We start from the raw sequence: 17662 nt of genomic DNA, 5'->3' as shown, positions 1-17662 counted from the left end.
TGGGGGCTTCCTCGGCGGCCGGTGCCTCGGTGGCGGCGGGGGCCGTCTTCTTGGCGGCGGCGCGCTTGCGCGGAGCCTTCGGGGCCTCCTCGACGGCGGGCGCCTCGACGACCGGAGCCGCGGGGGCCGGGGCCTCCGCGACCGGGGCCGGGATGACCACGACGGCCTCGGCGGGGGCGGTGGCCGTGACGGGGCTGGACGCCTTGCGGACCGCGCGGCGGCGCGGGCGGGCGGCCGGCTCCTCGACGGCCGGGGCCGCGGGGGCCTCGACCGCGACCGGAGCCGCCTCGACGACGGCGCCCGGAGTGGTGGCCGGGCGGGTGACCCGGCGCCGGGCGCGCGGCGGCGCGGCCACGGCCTGCGCCGGAACGGCGGCCGGGGCCTCGGCGGGCGCGGCGGCCTCGACCGCCGGAGCGGTCTGCGCCGGAGCGGCCTGGGCCGGAGCGGTCCGCGCCGGGGCGGTCCCCGCCGGGCGGGCCTCTGCCGCCTGGGCCGGGACCGGGGCGGACTTCCGGCGGGCGGCGGCCAGCTCGGCGGCGGCGGTCTCCACCGTCTGGAAGCTCACCGTGTCCTCGGGACGGGGCCGGACCCGCCGCTTGCGCGGGGTGAAGGCCGGGGCCGGGGCGGCGGGCGCCTCGGCGACGGCCTTCTCGGTCTCCGTACGGCCGCCACGGCCGCGGCGGCGGCGCGGAGCCGTCTCCTCGGCGGGGGTCTCGACGGGCGCGGGGGCCTGGGCCGCCCGCGCCGCCGGGGCGGCCTCGGTCACCGGGGCCGCGACCGTCTCGGCGACGGTCTTCTCGGTCTCCGTACGGCCGCCACGGCCGCGGCGGCGGCGCGGGGCCGTCTCCTCGGCCGGGGCCTCGGCGGGCGCGGCGGCCTCGACCGCCGGGGCGGCCTGCGGGGCTTCCGCGGCCGGAGCCGCTTCGGGGGTCGCCGGGGCGGCGCCGGCGACCGGGATGCCGCCGGTCGACGGCCCGGTGCCGCGGGTGCGGCGGCGGCGCGGACGGCGCGGGCCGTCCACGGCCTCCGGGGCCTCGGTGGCCTCGGCGGTCGCCGGGGCGCCGGCCGCCGCCTGCGGGGCGTCGGCGTCCGCGCCGCCACGGGTGCGGCGGCGCTGGCGCGGGGTGCGGGTGCGGGCCGGGCGCTCCTCGGCGACCGGGGCCTCGGCGCGGCCGCCGCGGCCACGACGGCCGCCGGGCTCGCCCAGGTCCTCCAGCTCCTCCGCCGCGAGACCCGCGCGGGTCCGCTCGGAGCGCGGCAGGATGCCCTTGGTGCCCTCGGGGATGTCGAGGTCGGTGTAGAGGTGCGGGGAGCTGGAGTACGTCTCCACCGGGTCGGCGAAGTCGAGCTCCAGCGCCTTGTTGATCAGCTGCCAGCGCGGGATGTCGTCCCAGTCGACCAGGGTGATCGCCGTACCGGTGTTGCCCGCGCGGCCGGTGCGGCCGGTGCGGTGCAGGTACGTCTTCTCGTCCTCGGGCGTCTGGTAGTTGATGACGTGGGTGACGCCCTCGACGTCGATGCCGCGCGCGGCGACGTCGGTGCAGACGAGGACGTCCACCTTGCCGTTGCGGAAGGCGCGCAGCGCCTGCTCGCGGGCGCCCTGGCCGAGGTCGCCGTGGACCGCGCCGGAGGCGAAGCCGCGCCGCTGGAGCTGCTCGGCGATGTCGGCGGCCGTGCGCTTCGTCCGGCAGAAGATCATCGCGAGGCCGCGGCCGCGGGCCTGGAGGATGCGCGCGACCATCTCCGGCTTGTCCATGTTGTGCGCCCGGTACACGCGCTGCGTGATGTTCGCGTGGGTCACGCCCTCGTTGTCCGGCGAGGTGGCGCGGATGTGCGTGGGCCGCGACATGTAGCGGCGGGCCAGGCCGATGACCGCGCCCGGCATGGTGGCCGAGAACAGCATGGTCTGGCGCTTCGCCGGAAGCATGTTGATGATCTTCTCGACGTCGGGCAGGAAGCCCAGGTCGAGCATCTCGTCGGCCTCGTCGAGGACGAGCGTCTTGATGTGCGACAGGTCGAGCTTGCGCTGGCCGGCCAGGTCGAGCAGGCGGCCGGGGGTGCCGACGACGACGTCGACGCCCTTCTGGAGCGCCTCGACCTGGGGCTCGTAGGCCCGGCCGCCGTAGATGGCGAGGACGCGGACGTTGCGCACCTTGCCGGCGGTCAGGAGATCGTTGGTGACCTGCTGGCACAGCTCGCGGGTCGGCACGACGACGAGGGCCTGCGGGGCCTCGGTCAGCTGCTCGGGCTTCGCGCGGCCGGCCTCGACGTCGGCGGGGACGGTGACGCGCTCCAGGATCGGCAGGCCGAAACCGAGGGTCTTGCCCGTGCCGGTCTTGGCCTGGCCGATGACGTCGGTGCCGGTGAGGGCGACCGGGAGGGTCATCTCCTGGATGGGGAAGGGGTTGATGATGCCGACGGCTTCGAGCGCCTCGGCGGTCTCGGGAAGGATTCCGAGCTCTCGGAACGTAGTCAGGGTGCTGCCTCTTCTGTGAGACGCGGCGCGAGGCGAACGAAGGGGGTCTGTCATCGTGCCGGGCTCTTCCCGCGGGATCCTGGGGAAGATCACCGCCGGGTGGCACGGGACCACTGCCGTCGCTCGAGCGTCGTACCGCTTGAGGGACCCTTCGGCAGGCGCCGGAAGGGCTGTCGGGCCGGAGCCGATCGGGCCACCGACCGGGCATCCTCATTCATGCGTCGGCCCACCGGGTACGTCCGAACGTGCGAAAGCATGTCCGCATACTCGGCAGGCGCAATATCACTGTACCCCGGAATCGCGCATGTGTGTCGGGCGAAATGGCGATGAGGGCACGGTCACACTGACTGACCAGCCCCTTCGGTGCCCGGAGGGCGGGCTATTGTGCCGTCCATGGAGACGCCTGACAACGCCACGCCCGCCGGTGGGACCGACACCGACGGCACCCCCACCGGTATCGCCGCCGAGGACTGGGCCACGGCCTCGGCGGAGCCGCAGTACCGCGCCGCCGTGATCGACCTCCTCGGCGCCCTCGCCTATGGCGAGCTGGCGGCCTTCGAGCGGCTCGCCGAGGACGCCAAGCTGGCGCCGTCCCTGGAGGACAAGGCGGAGCTGGCGAAGATGGCCTCCGCCGAGTTCCACCACTTCGAGCGGCTGCGGGACCGGCTGGCCGCCGTGGACGCGGAGCCGACCGCCGCGATGGAGCCCTTCGCGAAGGCCCTCGACGACTTCCACCGCCAGACCGCCCCGTCGGACTGGCTGGAGGGCCTGGTCAAGGCCTACGTGGGCGACTCGATCGCCAGCGACTTCTACCGCGAGGTGGCGGCCCGGCTCGACTCGGACACCCGCGCCCTGGTGCTCGCGGTGCTCGACGACACGGGCCACGGCAACTTCGCGGTGGAGAAGGTGCGCGCGGCGATCGACGCCGACCCGCGCGTCGGCGGCCGGCTCGCGCTGTGGGCCCGCCGGCTGATGGGCGAGGCGCTGTCGCAGGCCCAGCGGGTGGTGGCGGAGCGGGACGCGCTCTCCACGATGCTCGTCGGCGGGGTCGCGGACGGCTTCGACCTCGCGGAGGTGGGCCGGATGTTCTCCCGGATCACCGAGGCGCACACCAAGCGGATGGCGGCGCTGGGCCTCGCGGCCTGAGCCCCCGTCACGGTACGACTCGGCCGCGCGGCCCGGGACTTCGGTCCCGGGCCGCGCGGCCTTCGTGCGTGCGGGGCGGCGGTCAGTACGCCGCGGGGGATGATCGGCGCAGCCGGTGGCCGGCCGGGCGGACGAGCAGCGAGAGCAGCACCGCCGCGACCGCGACGGCGCCGGCGAGGGTGGCGAGGAAGTGGCCGGGGCCGAGCGCCCCGTGGGTGACCAGGGCGCCGAAGACGGCGCCGAGCGCGCCCGTGAGGAGGACGGTCCTCCGGGCGGGGAGGCGGTCGGGCAGGCGGTGCGCGGCGGCCCAGGCCAGGGCGAGTCCGAGCAGGGCGGAACCGAGGGCTTCCAGGAACACGGTGGGTCACCTCGCGAGGGGTGCGGGGCGGGTGGTGCGGTCAAGCCCCCTCTACCCCGGCCCGTCGGAACGCAATCCTCCCCGCCCCCGGCGCGGCGCCCCTCGCGCCCCCGTCCGGCCCGGCCGCGGCCCCCGCCGCCGGACGCGCCGGAGCCCCCGGGAGGCCGCCGCCGAAGGCACCCGGACGGGCGTACGGGGGAGGGCGCGCGGGGGACGGCGTACGGGGAAGGGCGCGCGGGGGCGGGTACGCGGAGGAACGGGGGCGGGGGCGCGGAGACAGTGCGCGGGGCGGCGTACGCGAGGAGGCCCGGAGGGACGGGTGTCCCTCCGGGCCTCCTCCACGAGGGCCGGGGCTCAGAGCGCGCCGAAGCCCACCCGGCGCACGGCGGTCTCGCCGAGCTCCACGTACGCGATCTTGTCCGACGGGACGAGGACCCGGCGGCCCTTGTCGTCCTCAAGGCTGAGCAGCGGCGCCTTGCCGGACAGCGCGTCCGCGACGGCGCGCTCCACGTCCTCGGCGGACTGCCCGCTCTCCAGAACGATCTCCCGGGGTGCGTACTGCACGCCGATCTTGACCTCCACGGCTATGTCCCTCCGAACGGTCAGCCATGCGCGATGAACCCGCGCCGTACGCTGCACACATTAGCCCGGTGAGGGGACGCGCACGGCTCAGCCGCCGCACGCCAGGAGCGAACAGGCGCCGGGAACGGAGCGGCGGTCAGTGCCCCTCGGCGCTCAGCTGGCCGTCCACGGCGTGCAGCGGGAAGCCCGCGATGCCGCGCCAGGCGAGCGAGGTGAGCAGGGAGACGGCCGTGTCGCGGGGGATCGGCGACTCGCTGGAGAGCCAGTAGCGGGCGACGACCTGGGAGACGCCGCCGAGGCCCACCGCGAGCAGCATCGACTCGTCCTGGGACAGGCCGGTGTCCTCCGCGATGACCTCGGAGATCGCCTCGGCGCACTGGAGGCTCACCCGGTCGACCCGCTCGCGCACGGCCGGCTCGTTGGTGAGGTCGGACTCGAAGACGAGGCGGAAGGCGCCGCCCTCGTCCTCGACGTAGGCGAAGTAGGCGTCCATGGTCGCCGCGACCCGGAGCTTGTTGTCCGAGGTGGAGGCGAGGGCCGTGCGGACCGCCAGGAGCAGCGCCTCGCAGTGCTGGTCGAGCAGGGCCAGGTACAGCTCCAGCTTGCCGGGGAAGTGCTGGTAGAGCACCGGCTTGCTGACCCCGGCCCGCTCGGCGATGTCGTCCATGGCCGCGGAGTGGTAGCCCTGGGCGACGAAGACCTCCTGGGCCGCGCCGAGCAGCTGGTTCCGCCGGGCACGGCGCGGCAGCCGCGTGCCGCGAGGGCGTGCTGCCTCTGTCTGCTCGATGGCGCTCACGCGGCCTCCCAAGAATTCGATCCATGTGCGCTGTCGCGCCGCGCGGCCATCGTACTTTTGGGTAACCCGGCTGTGCGCGGTGCGGACGCAGAATTTCACGGACCGGACGCCGCGGTCGACAGGCTATTCAAGATTAAACCGAACAAATCAGCGGTAGTCGTCTTCGTCGAGAGTGACGACGCGCGCCTGTTCGGAGGCGTCCCCCTCGTCCGCCGCGTCGTGGTCGATGTCGTGGAGCGGTTCGTCCTCGTCGGGACGCAGTTCCTTGTGCTGCTCGGCCGCGTCGGCCTCCGGGACTTCCTCGTCGAGCACGGTGTCCTCTTCCTCGGGGAACGTGTCCGGCTCGGACGGATCGACAGTCATGCGGTTCCTTCCCGTCCTCCCCGTACGCGGGCGGCCGCCCGCGCGGATGACCTCCCTTCGAGCGTAGGAGCACCGGCCTCCCCCCGCACCCGAGCCGCCGCCGGCGGTGGCCCGGCCCGGGCGCCGCGCGGCTTGTGACCGCACCCACACCCGGGCCCGCGTGATCGTCTCGTAATATTGCGGCCATGTCCTCGACCGAGCTGCCGGAAACCCGGACCGCCGACGCCGCTGAGGCGAAGCCGCTCCCGCGCGCCGTCCGGGTCGCCGACGGCGAGGAGCTCCGCTCCGTCGCGCTCCCCGGACTCGGCCTCACCGTGCGCTCCCGGCCCGGCGGCCGCCCCGGCCTGCCGCCCGCGCTCTACGTGCACGGCCTCGGCGGCTCCTCGCAGAACTGGTCCGCCCTGATGCCGCTCCTCGCCGACGTCGTCGACGGCGAGGCCGTCGACCTGCCCGGCTTCGGCGACTCCCCGCCGCCCGACGACGGCAACTACTCGGTCACCGGGCACGCCCGGGCCGTCATCCGGCTGCTCGACGCCTCCGGGCGCGGCCCGGTCCACCTCTTCGGCAACTCGATGGGCGGCGCCGTCGCCACCCGGGTCGCCGCCGTCCGGCCCGACCTGGTCCGCACGCTGACCCTCGTCTCGCCGGCCCTGCCCGAGCTGCGCGCCCAGCGCACCGCCTGGCCGACGGCGCTGCTCGCCGTGCCCGGCGTCGCCGGGCTCTTCGCCCGCCTCTCCCGGGACTGGACCGCCGAGCAGCGCGTCCGCGGCGTCCTCGCCCTCTGTTACGGGGACCCCGGACTGGTCACCGAGGAGGGCCTGCGGCACGCCGTCGAGGAGATGGAGCGGCGGCTGGAACTCCCGTACTTCTGGGACGCCATGGCGCGTTCCTCGCGCGGCATCGTCGACGCCTATACGCTCGGCGGCCAGCACGGCCTGTGGCGTCAGGCGGAGCGGGTGCTCGCGCCCACCCTCCTGATCTACGGCGGCCGTGACCGGCTCGTCTCGTACCGGATGGCCCGCAGGGCCGCCGCCGCCTTCCGGGGCTCGCGGCTGCTGACCCTGCCCGACGCCGGTCACGTGGCGATGATGGAGTACCCCGAGACGGTCGCCGCGGCCGCGCGGGAACTGATCGCGGACCACGACGCGCGGCACGACGGGAGCTGAACCCGGGGTGGGACGACATAGTCGCAAGGGGCCCGCGCCCTCGGCGGGCGACACCGGGCGCACACCGGTGGCCGACACCGGGCGCACACCGGTCGTGGAGGGCGGAGCGGGCACGGGCCGGCGCCGCCGGAGCGACGACGGCGGCCCGGAGGAGCGCGGCGCGGCGGCCCGGGGGACCACCCGCGGGCACGGCGCCTTCCACGGATACCCGCCCCCCGCGCAGGGAGCGCCCGCGCACGGCGCCCCGGCGCAGGGGACGCCCCCGCGCGGGACCGCCGCCCCCGCCGCGCCCCCGTACGGGACCCCGGCGCACGGGACGCCCCGGTACGGGACGCCCCCGTACGGCGGCACGCCCGCCCACGGCACGCCCGCGCACGGCGGTGGCCCCGGCACTCCCGCCCACGGCACGCCCGCGTACACCGGTGGCGGCCGTGGCGCGCCCGCGCACACCGCTCCGCACACGCCCGCGCACGGCACTCCGGTGCGGGGCGGGCATCCGGCGCACGAGGAGGCCCTGCGGCCGGGGCCCGAGCGGTACGGGCCGGCCACCGGCGCCCCGCCCCTGATCCCCGGGCCGCGCCGGGCCGCCGCGGCCCCGCCCGCCGGGCCCGCCCCGTCCCCCGCCCCCGAGGGCGACACGGACGGCGCCGGCGGCCGGGGCGGCCTGGGCAAGGCGCTCACCGGCATCGCGGCCGCCGCCGTCACCACCTGTCTCGCGATCGTCGTCGCCGGTCAGGTCGCCGACCGGGAGGACGGGACCCCCGCCGCGCGCGCCGCCCAGGAGCCGGCCGACCGGGCCTCGGGCGACACCTCCGCCTCCCGCTCCGACGAGCGGCCCACCCCGCCGGACCCCGCCCCCGCGACGCGCCAACCGGCGCCCACCTACGAGCAGTTGATGACCCGGCAGTTCCCGATCGACCCGAAGCTGACCGGCTCCGGCGAGTTCGAGGCCGTGCCCGGGCTCGACAAGGCGCCCGGCTCGGGGCAGAAGTACCGCTACCGGGTGGACGTCGAGAAGGGGCTCGGGCTCGACGCCAAGCTCTTCGCGCGGGCGATCCAGCAGACCCTCAACGACAAGCGCAGCTGGGCCGGCCAAGGCGCGATGACCTTCGAGCGGATCTCCAGCGGGGACCCCGACTTCGTCATCACCCTCGCGAGTCCCGGCACCACCGGCGCGTGGTGCGCCAAGTCGGGGCTCGACACCACCATCGACAACGTCTCCTGCGACTCCGCCTCCACCGAGCGCGTGATGATCAACGCCTTCCGCTGGGCGCAGGGCGCGGAGACCTTCGGTCCGAAGGCGATGCACGCCTACCGGCAGATGCTCATCAACCACGAGGTCGGACACCGGCTCGGCCACAACCACGTGTCCTGCCGGACGCCGGGCGCGCTCGCTCCCGTGATGCAGCAGCAGACGAAGTCCCTGGAGATCGACGGCATCGTCTGCCGCCCCAACCCCTGGGTGTACCCGGGGAGTTGATCCGCCGTGTCCGCATTCCGGGACGCACGTCTCGGAATGCGGTTCGCGCGTTGACATCGTTCAGGCGTTCGTAGATATTTCTCGGCATGTCGCCCCGTCACGCCGCCTCCGAACGCGCCGCCCTCGAGCTGGCGCTCTTCGGCGTGACCGGACACGCGGTCGCCGACATTCTCTGTCGCTGACGCTTCCCGGCGCTTTCCCGCCCGGGACCCCTTGAACCGGGTGCGCGTCGGCGGCTTTTCCCTTTTTCGGCGGCACCCGCGCAACTCCCGCGGGCGCGCCCCCTTTCCGGCTTTTCCCTCGCGTTCGCGGAATTCCCTTTTCCCCTGCCGCAGTTCACGCGAGAGGCCCCTTTCCCATGCGTCCTTCGTCCGCTCTTTCCCGCCGCCTGGCCGTGGCCGCCACCGGTCTGGTGCTGACCACGGGCCTCGCCGCCTGCGCCGGACCCCAGGAGGCGGGCGGCAAGGCCGGCTCCGGCACGGACGCCGGTGCGGCGCCCCGCAAGGGCGGGACCCTCACCGTCCTCAACTCCGAGGCCCAGAGCGACTTCGACCCCGCCCGCCTCTACACCTCCGGCGGCGGCAACGTCCCCTCGCTCGTCTTCCGCACCCTCACCACCCGCAACCGCGAGAACGGGGCCGCCGGCACCGAGGTCGTCCCCGACCTCGCCACCGACACCGGACGCCCCAACAAGGACGCCACCGAGTGGACGTACACCCTCAAGGAGGGCCTGAAGTACGAGGACGGCACCCCGATCACCAGCGCCGACGTCAAGTACGGCATCGAGCGCTCCTTCGCCGCCGAACTCTCCGGCGGCGCCCCCTACCTGCGCGACTGGCTCATCGGCGGCGACACCTACCAGGGCCCCTACAAGGACCCGGGGGGCCTCGACTCCATCGTCACCCCGGACCCGAGGACGATCGTCTTCAAGCTCCGCAAGCCCGAGGGCGAGTTCCCCTTCGTCGCCACCCAGACCCAGTTCGCCCCCGTCCCCAAGGCCAAGGACACCGGGGCGAAGTACGAGGAGCACCCCGTCTCCTCGGGGCCGTACAAGGTCGTGAAGAACGAGAACGACGGCGAACGGCTCGTCCTGGAGCGCAACGAGCACTGGGACCCGAAGACCGACGAGGAGCGCAAGGCCTACCCGGACCGCATCGACGTCCGCTCCGGACTCGACGAGGCCGTCATCAACCAGCGCCTCGCCACCTCCGCCGGCCCCGACGCCGCCGCCGTCACCACCGACACCAACCTCGGCCCCGCCGAACTCGCCCAGACCGCCTCCGACAAGGCCCTGGCCGCCCGCGTCGGCACCGGCCGCTTCGGCTTCACCAACTACCTCGCCTTCAACCCGAAGGTGAAGCCCTTCGACGACCCGAAGGTGCGCCAGGCGATCTCCTACGCGATCAACCGCACCAGCGTCGTCAACGCCGCCGGCGGCTCCGCCCTCGCCGAGCCCGCCACCACCTTCCTCCCCGAGAAGGAGGCGTTCGGCTTCGAGCCCTACGACCACTTCCCGGCCGGGAAGACCGGCGACCCGGCCAAGGCGAAGCAGCTCCTGAAGGAGGCGGGACACCCCGACGGCCTGAAGATCACCCTGCTCCACTCCACCGCCCAGAACCGCGCCACCAGCCCCGAGATCGCCACCGCCGTCCAGGAGGCCCTCGCCAAGGCCGGCATCACCGTCGAACTCGACGGCCAGGAGCCCAACTCCTTCAACGAGAAGCGCTGGAGCGTCAAGGACGCCCCCGGCTTCTTCCTCTCCCGCTGGGGCGCCGACTGGCCCGCCGGCAGCGCCTTCCTCGCCCCCATCTTCGACGGCCGCCAGATCGTCGCCAACGGCTCCAACTACAACCACGCCCAGTTGAACGACCCGGCCGTCAACAAGGAGATCGACGAGATCAGCAAGCTCACCGACCTGAAGGCCGCCGCCGCACGCTGGGGCGCCCTCGACAAGAAGATCGGCGAGCAGGCCCTCGACGTGCCCCTCTTCCACCCCGTCTACAAGCGGCTCGTCGGCAAGGACGTCAAGAACGTCGTCATCAGCGACTGGACCGGCGTCCTCGACATCTCCCAGGTCGCCGTCAAGTGACCGCGCTCACCGGCGTACCGGCACCCGTGGCGGGCACCCCCGCCACGGGCGCCGCCCGGCAGGTGTGGCGACGGCTCCGCACCCGCCCCGCCGCCCTCGTCTCCGCCGCCGTCCTGCTCCTCCTCGTCCTCCTCGCCGCCGCCGCGCCGCTCCTCGCCGCGCTGACCGGCCAGGACCCGTACGCGTACCACGACGAACTCGTCGACTCCGCCCGCGGCGGCGTCCCGTACGGCCCCTTCGGCGGGGCGAGCGCCGACCACTGGCTCGGCGTCGAACCCGGCACCGGACGCGACCTCTTCGTCCGCCTCCTGTACGGCGCCCGGATCTCGCTCCTCGTCGCCGTCGGCGCCACCGCCCTCCAGGTCCTCATCGGCCTGCTCGTCGGCCTGGCCGCCGGACTCGGCAGCCGCTGGACCGACGGGATCCTCGGCCGGACCACCGACGTCCTCGTCGCCCTGCCGATGCTCGTCCTCGCCATCGCCCTCACCGCCGTCGTCCCCCGCGGCTTCCCCCGTCCACTGCTCCTGATCCTCGTCATCGGCCTCCTCGGCTGGGCCGGCACCTCCCGGATCGTCCGCGCCCAGACCCTCGCCCTCAAGAACCTCGACCACGTCGCCGCCGCCCGGCTCGCCGGCTCCGGCCGGTGGCGCACCGCCCGCCGGGAACTCCTCCCGGCGCTCGCCGCCCCCGTCCTCACCTACGCCGCGATCCTCGTCCCCGCCAACATCGTCGTCGAGGCCTCCCTCTCCTTCCTCGGCGTGGGCGTCACCCCGCCCACCCCCTCCTGGGGGCAGATGCTCTCCACCGCCCAGACCTGGTTCCGCGCCGACCCCGCCTACGTCCTGCTGCCCGCCGGCTTCCTCTTCGTCACCGTGCTCGCCTTCACCGTCCTCGGCGACGCCGTCCGCACCGCCCTCGACCCGCGCGAGGCGAGCCGGCTGCGCGTCGGCACCGCCAAGGAGACCGACCGATGACCCGCTACCTGCTCCGCCGCCTCGCCGGCGCCGCGCTCGTCCTCCTCGCGCTCTCCGCCCTCGTGTACGCCCTCTTCTACGTGCTCCCCGGCGACCCCGCCCGGCTCGCCTGCGGCGAACGCTGCAACCCCGCGCAGATCGCCCAGGTCCGCGCGCAACTGGGGCTCGAAGAAGGGACGTTCACCCAGTACCTGCACTTCCTCCAGGGCATCGCCACCGGCCGGGAGTACTCCACCGGCACGGAGCCCGTCCGCTGCGACGCGCCCTGCCTCGGACTCTCCTACCAGACCGACCAGCAGGTCACCGCGCTCATCCTGGAACGCCTCCCCGCCACCGCCTCCCTCGCCCTGGGCGCCCTCGTCGTCTGGCTCCTCGTCGGCGTCGGCACCGGCCTCCTCTCCGCGCTCCGGCGCGGCGGCCCCACCGAGCGCGTCCTCACCGTCCTCACCCTCGCCGGCACCGGCACCCCCGTCTTCATCCTCGGCCTGCTCCTCCTCATGCTCGTCTGCGCCCACCTCCAGTGGCTGCCCTTCCCCTCCTACGTCCCGCTCGGCGAGGACTCCGAGCAGTGGGCCTGGAACATGCTGCTGCCCTGGCTCACCCTCGGCCTCTTCGAGTCCGCCAAATACGCCCGGCTGACCCGCAGTTCCGTCCTGGAGACGCTCGCCGACGACCACATCCGCACCTTCCGCGCCTACGGCGCGACCGAGCGGACCCTCGTCACCCGGCACGCCCTGCGCGGCGCCGTCCCGCCCGTCCTCGCCGTCAGCGCGGTCGACCTCGGCTCGATGTTCGGCGGCGCCGTCCTCACCGAATCCCTCTTCGGCATCCCCGGCCTCGGCCGCACCCTCATCGAGGGCGTCCGCCGGATCGACCTGCCCGTGGTCGTCGGCGTCACCCTCGTCATGGGCGTCTTCGTCGTCCTCGCCGGAGTCCTCGCCGACCTGCTCCACGCCGCCGCCGACCGAAGGGTGGTCCTCGCATGACCCCGGCCCCCGACCGCCCGCTCGTCGAAGTCCGCGACCTCACCGTCGAGTTCGATACCGCCGACGGCACCGTACGGGCCGTGGACCGGCTCTCCCTCACCCTCGGCGCCGGCCGCGCCCTCGCCCTCGTCGGCGAGTCCGGCAGCGGCAAGTCCACCGTCGCCGCCGCCCTCCTCGGCCTCCACCGGGGCACGGGTGCCCGCGTCACCGGCACCGTCCTCGTCGACGGCACCGACCCCGCCACCGCCCCGCCCGCCGAGCTGCGCCGGCTGCGCGGCGGCACCGCCGCCATGGTCTTCCAGGACCCGCTCTCCGCCCTCGACCCCCACCTCGCCGTCGGCGACCAGATCGCCGAGGTCCACCGGCTCCACCACCCCGCCTCCCGCCGGGCCGCCCGCGCCCGCGCCGCCGAGGTCCTCGACCGCGTCGGCATCCCCGACGCCGCCCGCCGCGCCCGCTCCCGCCCCCACGAGTTCAGCGGCGGCATGCGCCAGCGCGCCCTCCTCGCCATGGCCCTCGCCTGCGGGCCCCGGCTCCTCGTCGCCGACGAACCCACCACCGCCCTCGACGTCACCGTCCAGGCCCAGATCCTCGACCTCCTCCACGAACTCCGCCACGAGACCGGCACCGCCCTCCTCCTCGTCACCCACGACGTCGGCGTCGCCGCCGAGAGCGCCGACGAGGTCCTCGTCATGCGCGGCGGCCGCGAGGTCGAACGCGGCCCCGTCGCCCGGGTACTGGGCGCCCCCGCCGCCCCGTACACCCGGCGGCTCCTCGACGCCGTGCCCCGGCTCGACGGACCGGTCCGCACCCCCTCGGCCCCGCCGAAGGGCGAGCCGCTCCTCGAAGCCGTCGGCCTGCGAAGGGAGTTCGGCCGCGGCCGGAGGGCCGTGACCGCCGTCGCCGACGCCTCCCTCACCCTCCACGCCGGCGAGACCCTCGGCCTCGTCGGCGAGTCCGGCAGCGGCAAGACCACCCTCGGCCGGATGCTCGTCCGCCTCCTCGACCCCACCGGCGGCGAACTCCGCTACCGGGGCCAGGAGATCGGCCATCTGGACGAACGCCGCCTCCGTCCCTTCCGGCGCGAACTCCAGCTCGTCTTCCAGGACCCCGCCTCCTCCCTCAACCCCCGCCGCACCATCGGCGACTCCATCGCCGAGTTCACCCCCCGGGGCCCGGGGGAGGGCGCGACCCGCGCCCGGGTCCGCGACCTCCTCGACCGCGTCGGCCTCGACCCCGGCCGGATCGACGCCTACCCCCACGAGTTCAGCGGCGGCCAGCGCCAGCGCGTCGGCATCGCCCGCGCCCTCGCCGCCGAACCCCGCGTCATCGTCTGCGACGAACCCGTCTCCGCCCTCGACGTCACCACCCAGGCCCAGGTCACCGCCCTGCTCGCCGACCTCCAGGCCGAACTCGGCCTCGGGCTCGTCTTCATCGCCCACGACCTCGCCGTCGTTCGCCGGGTCAGCGACCGCGTCGCCGTGATGCGCGGCGGCCGGATCGTCGAACAGGGCGACGCGGCGCAGGTCTACGGCGCCCCCGGCGACCCGTACACCCGGAGCCTGCTCGCCGCCGTCCCCGCCCTCGACCCGGCCCTCGCCGACGAACGCCGCGCCCGCCGCGCCCGGCACCCCGAACCCGCCGGAATCTGACCCTCCGTGACCCCGCGGGGGCGTACCGCGACGGAACGCGACCGGGCGGGGAAAGTTACGTGCATTCACCCCTTCCGGTGGTGCGACGGACAACCGTCCGTCGCACCACCGGTCGCTGCGCTTACGTTCTTCCCGCTGTGGGATTCCCGCCGAGGGACGGCAGCGCGCGCCACCGACGGGACCGGTGGGCGCCGTCACGGAAGACCGGGGGTGTGTGCTCGTGCGGATCGGACTCCTCACGGAGGGTGGCACCCCGTGCGCCACCGGTGACACCGGCGCGTGGTGGCAGCGGCTCGTCCGCGGCCTCGCCCCCCACGAGTTCGACCTGTACGCCGTCGGCGGCCCCCTCCCCGCCGTCCCGCTCCCGCCCCACCTCCGGCCCGTCCCCGCCACCGGCGAGGGCGCCCTCCCCGCCGGACCGCCCGGGCCCGCCGCCCGCCGCGCCTACGGCCGCCGCGACCGCCGCCGCTTCGCCGAGGGCTTCCACGCCCTCGCCACCGGCCTCACCGCCGAGACCGGCCCCGCCGGCCGCCCGGCCGGGGACGAGGACCCCGCGCACGCCTTCGCCACCGGCCTCGGCGCCCTCGCCGACCTCGCCCGCGACAGCGGGGGACTGCCCGGCGCGCTCCGCTCCGACGACGCCGTCCGCCTCCTGGAGGCCGCCTGCCGCGCCCCCGGCGCCGGCCGGGCCGCCGCCGCGGCCGGACTCCGCGACCACCTCGCCTTCGCCGACCACCTGGAGCGGGCCCTGCGCCCGCTCTCCCTCGACTGGTACGGCGAGGACGCCCTGGCCGCCGCCGACCTCTGCCACGCCACCGCGGGCGGGCCCGTCGCGCTCCCCGGACTCCTGGCCAAACGCTTCTTCGGCACCCCCCTCCTCGTCACCGAGTACGGCGTCGGACTGCGCGCCCACTACCTGGACGCGGCCGCCGCCGACCGCTCCACCCCCCTGCGCGCCCTGCTCGCCGCCCTCCACGGACGCCTCGCCGGCGAGGCGTACCGCCAGGCCGCCCTCCTCACCCCCGGCAACGCCCACGCCCGCCGCTGGCAGGAGAGGCTCGGCGCGCCCCGCGACCGGGTCCGCACCGTCCACCCCGGCATGCCCGCCGAGCGCTTCGCCGAGGTCGGCGAGGACGAGGAGGGCGGCGAGCCCGGCACCCTCGTCTGGATCGGCCGCGTCGAGCCCGCCAAGGACCTCGTCGCCCTCCTCCACGCCTTCGCCGAACTCCGCGCCCGGCAGCCCGACACCCGGCTGCGGATCGTCTCCGTCCCCGCCGACCCGGGCGAACCCGACCGGGGCACCGACCACTGCGCCTACCTCGCCCAGTGCGCCGCGCTCGCCGCCCAGCTCTTCCCCGACGAGGCCGCCGGCGCCCACGCCGTCGGCGAGAACCCCGTCTCCTTCGAGGAGCTCGGCGGCCCCGAGGCCCCCACCCTGGAGGACGTCTACGCCTCCGCCGCCGTCGTGGTCCTCTCCAGCACCGTCGAGGGCTTCCCCGCCAGCCTCGTCGAGGCCATGTTCTGCGCCCGCGCCACCGTCTCCACCGACGTCGGCGCGGTCGTCGAGATCATCGGCGGCACCGGGCTCGTCGTCCCCCCGCGCAACCCCCGGGCGCTCGCCGACGCCTGCCTCGCGCTGCTGCGCGACCCCGACCGCCGACACCGGCTCGGCGCCGCCGCCCGGGCCCGCGCGCTCGAACTCTTCACCGTCGACCAGAACCTCGCCGCCTTCCGCGGCATCTACCTCGAACTCCTCTCCCACGCGCCGGTACGCCACCGTGCCGGGGCCGACGTGCCCTTCGCCCACCCCGCCGAGGCGCACCTCCCCGGCAGCTGGGCGCCGAAGGCCGTCGCCGCGGGCACAGGAGCCCCCGATGCCTGAAGGAGGCACCCCCATGCGCGGCCCCGCCGCCCCGACGAGCCCCGGAGCCTGGGACGCCCGCTCCGAGGCACTCCTCGGCGCCCCCGCGGTGGACGCGGAACCCACGCCCCCCGCCATAGCCCCGGGGCCCGCCGGCCCGCTCCCCACCCTCGACCTGCACGCCGACCCCAGGCCCCCGGCCGCCGGGGCCGCCCCGGCTCCCGGGGCCCGGGACTCCGCCCTGGACGACCTCCTCTCCGCCTTCGGCCCGCCCCGCCACCCGGCACCGCCGCCGGCCGACGAGCCGGAGCCCTTCGCGGAGCCGGAGCCCGTCGCCGAGCCGGAGCCCTTCGCGGAGCCCGAGCCCGTCGCGGAGGCGGAGTCCGGGCCGGAGCCCGAGTCCATCGCCGCCGAGCCCGAGCCCGAGTCCCAGCCCGACACGGCCCCGGCCGCCGAGGACCCCGAGCCCGAGCCCGCCTCCGTCCCCGAGGTCTCCGCCCCCGCACCCCTCGCGCCCGTGGCCCCCGGCCCCGGGGAGGCCTGGGGCGCGCCGCCCGCCGCCGGGTCCGGCCCGCAGGCGGAGCCCGTACCCGCCGGCAAGGCGCGGCGGAGCGCCGGGGACCCCGTCAAGGTGCTGATGCACCGTCACCGGGAGCTGTGCGCCCGCGCCGTCGACCCGCTGGAGATCGCCGCCGGCCTCGAAGCGCAGGGCTTCACCGACCGCACCGCCGCGCGGTACCGGCACCGGGACGTCTTCTCGCTCGCCGAGGAGCTGTACGCGCGCGTGCCCCGGGGCCACCTGGAGCCCGCGCCCGCCGAGCACCGCCCCGCGCCCCGCGCCCCGTGGGCCCTCGCCGCGCTCGCCCCCGGCGCCGCCGCCGGCCTGCTGGTGCCCGCGCTGCTCCACCTCGACGGGGCCGCCCGGCTCCTCGCCGGGACCGCCGGGACGCTCGCCCTCGCCGGCGCGCTCGTCCTCGCCGTCCGGCGCGGACCGCTGCGCGCCGCCGCCGCGCCCGCCGCCCGGCTCTGGACCCTCTGGCTCCTCGCGTACGCCGTCGCCGGCGACGGCCTCCTGGAGCAGGTGCTCCGCGGCGGACCCGACGGCGCCTGGGACATCGACCCCGCGCCGCTGCTCGGCCTCGCCCTCGCCGTCGCCCCCGCCGCCTGGTGCGCCCACCTCTTCGCCGACCGGGCCCGCCGCCGCATCGCCGACAGCCGGGGCCTCGCCGACTTCGCCGCCGCCACGCGCGCGTGGCTGCTGGCCGCCGTCCTCCTCCACGCCGCCGCCCTCACCGTCCTGCTCGCGCTCACCGGCCCCACCGCCGGCGCACTCGCCCTCGGCGTCCTCCTCCTGACCGCCCGGCTGCTCGCCGTCCACGGACATCCCGGGACCGCCGCCGCCGCGCTCGCCGCCGCCTGCGCCGCCGAGGCCCTCGGCCTCGCGAGCGTGCTGGCCTCCCGGCTCCCGCTGCCCGGCTTCGACGCGCTCGCCGTCCCCGTGCGGGCCGCCGTCGACGCGTGGGGCCCCGGAGGCGTCCCCGCCCTCGTCTGCGGTGCCGCCGCGCTCGGCCTGCTGGCCCACGCGACCACCGTCCTCACCCGGGCCTCGGCCCACACCACCCCCTGACCCCGGCGCTCCCGCGGAGCCGACGCCGCGGGCGCCCGGCCCCGACTCACCACCCCCAAGGAGAACGAAGACCATGACCCCTCCCTCCCCAGCACCGGCCGGTCGG

15 protein-coding genes are annotated in these 17662 nt (G+C 76.1%); 10 read left to right on the top strand and 5 right to left on the bottom strand.

Annotated elements, in window-relative coordinates; all coding sequences use genetic code 11:
- Nucleotides 1-2386 (bottom strand): DEAD/DEAH box helicase (locus ACFW6A_RS23810; protein ID WP_386642602.1); only part of this gene is annotated, 2386 nt, incomplete at its 3' end.
- A gap of 483 nt (nucleotides 2387-2869) precedes the next feature.
- Here ACFW6A_RS23810 and ACFW6A_RS23805 point away from each other — a divergent pair.
- On the top strand, nucleotides 2870-3622 hold the full coding sequence (locus ACFW6A_RS23805; protein ID WP_351856657.1) for a ferritin-like fold-containing protein: 753 nt from the start codon (nucleotides 2870-2872) through the stop codon (nucleotides 3620-3622).
- Nucleotides 3623-3704: 82 nt separating this feature from the next.
- Here ACFW6A_RS23805 and ACFW6A_RS23800 read toward each other — a convergent pair whose 3' ends face one another.
- The 4 genes from ACFW6A_RS23800 to ACFW6A_RS23785 all read right to left on the bottom strand — a co-directional run bounded on the left by ACFW6A_RS23800 (nucleotide 3705) and on the right by ACFW6A_RS23785 (nucleotide 5721).
- Nucleotides 3705-3980 carry a hypothetical protein gene (locus ACFW6A_RS23800; protein ID WP_351856659.1) on the bottom strand — a complete coding sequence of 92 codons (276 nt, stop codon included), beginning with the start codon at nucleotides 3978-3980 and terminating at the stop codon, nucleotides 3705-3707.
- A 354-nt stretch (nucleotides 3981-4334) separates the two neighbouring features.
- Nucleotides 4335-4562, bottom strand: coding sequence for a DUF3107 domain-containing protein (locus tag ACFW6A_RS23795; protein ID WP_351856662.1), 228 nt, complete (start codon nucleotides 4560-4562; stop codon nucleotides 4335-4337).
- A gap of 136 nt (nucleotides 4563-4698) precedes the next feature.
- Nucleotides 4699-5358, bottom strand: coding sequence for a TetR/AcrR family transcriptional regulator (locus ACFW6A_RS23790; protein WP_351856664.1), 660 nt, complete (start codon nucleotides 5356-5358; stop codon nucleotides 4699-4701).
- Nucleotides 5359-5505: 147 nt separating this feature from the next.
- Complete coding sequence (locus ACFW6A_RS23785) at nucleotides 5506-5721, bottom strand: hypothetical protein (protein WP_351856666.1); 216 nt, start codon at nucleotides 5719-5721, stop codon at nucleotides 5506-5508.
- 185 nt (nucleotides 5722-5906) lie between these two features.
- Here ACFW6A_RS23785 and ACFW6A_RS23780 point away from each other — a divergent pair, with 185 nt between their 5' ends.
- From ACFW6A_RS23780 to ACFW6A_RS23740, 9 genes are all read left to right on the top strand, one after another.
- A complete protein-coding gene (locus ACFW6A_RS23780) occupies nucleotides 5907-6887 on the top strand; it encodes an alpha/beta hydrolase (RefSeq protein ID WP_351856668.1) in 981 nt (326 codons plus the stop codon).
- 7 nt (nucleotides 6888-6894) lie between these two features.
- Nucleotides 6895-8367 (top strand): DUF3152 domain-containing protein, encoded by a 1473-nt coding sequence (locus tag ACFW6A_RS23775; protein ID WP_386642599.1) that lies wholly within the window; start codon nucleotides 6895-6897, stop codon nucleotides 8365-8367.
- 86 nt (nucleotides 8368-8453) lie between these two features.
- A complete protein-coding gene (locus ACFW6A_RS23770; RefSeq protein ID WP_351856671.1) occupies nucleotides 8454-8549 on the top strand; it encodes an Ms4533A family Cys-rich leader peptide in 96 nt (31 codons plus the stop codon).
- Between the two features lie 176 nt (nucleotides 8550-8725).
- A complete protein-coding gene (locus tag ACFW6A_RS23765) occupies nucleotides 8726-10456 on the top strand; it encodes an ABC transporter substrate-binding protein (RefSeq protein WP_351856673.1) in 1731 nt (576 codons plus the stop codon).
- Nucleotides 10453-11430, top strand: a complete 978-nt coding sequence (locus tag ACFW6A_RS23760; protein WP_386477117.1) for an ABC transporter permease — start codon at nucleotides 10453-10455, stop codon at nucleotides 11428-11430. The genes ACFW6A_RS23765 and ACFW6A_RS23760 overlap by 4 nt, the downstream gene beginning before the upstream one ends.
- Nucleotides 11427-12416: an ABC transporter permease gene (locus ACFW6A_RS23755; RefSeq protein ID WP_351856677.1), complete on the top strand. Its 990-nt coding sequence runs from the start codon at nucleotides 11427-11429 to the stop codon at nucleotides 12414-12416. Before ACFW6A_RS23760 ends, ACFW6A_RS23755 begins: the two co-directional genes overlap by 4 nt.
- Nucleotides 12413-14068, top strand: a complete 1656-nt coding sequence (locus ACFW6A_RS23750) for a dipeptide ABC transporter ATP-binding protein (protein WP_386642595.1) — start codon at nucleotides 12413-12415, stop codon at nucleotides 14066-14068. The genes ACFW6A_RS23755 and ACFW6A_RS23750 overlap by 4 nt, the downstream gene beginning before the upstream one ends.
- A 220-nt stretch (nucleotides 14069-14288) precedes the next feature.
- Complete coding sequence (locus ACFW6A_RS23745) at nucleotides 14289-15950, top strand: glycosyltransferase (protein WP_351855235.1); 1662 nt, start codon at nucleotides 14289-14291, stop codon at nucleotides 15948-15950.
- Nucleotides 15951-15963: 13 nt separating this feature from the next.
- Nucleotides 15964-17556, top strand: a complete 1593-nt coding sequence (locus tag ACFW6A_RS23740; protein ID WP_351855238.1) for a hypothetical protein — start codon at nucleotides 15964-15966, stop codon at nucleotides 17554-17556.
- Nucleotides 17557-17662 lie beyond the last annotated feature (106 nt).

Origin of the sequence: Streptomyces sp. NPDC058758, from assembly GCF_042746075.1 — a bacterium.
GTDB lineage: Bacteria > Actinomycetota > Actinomycetes > Streptomycetales > Streptomycetaceae > Streptomyces.
The sequence above is the reverse complement of the archived record's forward strand: the minus strand, read 5'-3'. Positions and strand labels throughout refer to the sequence as shown.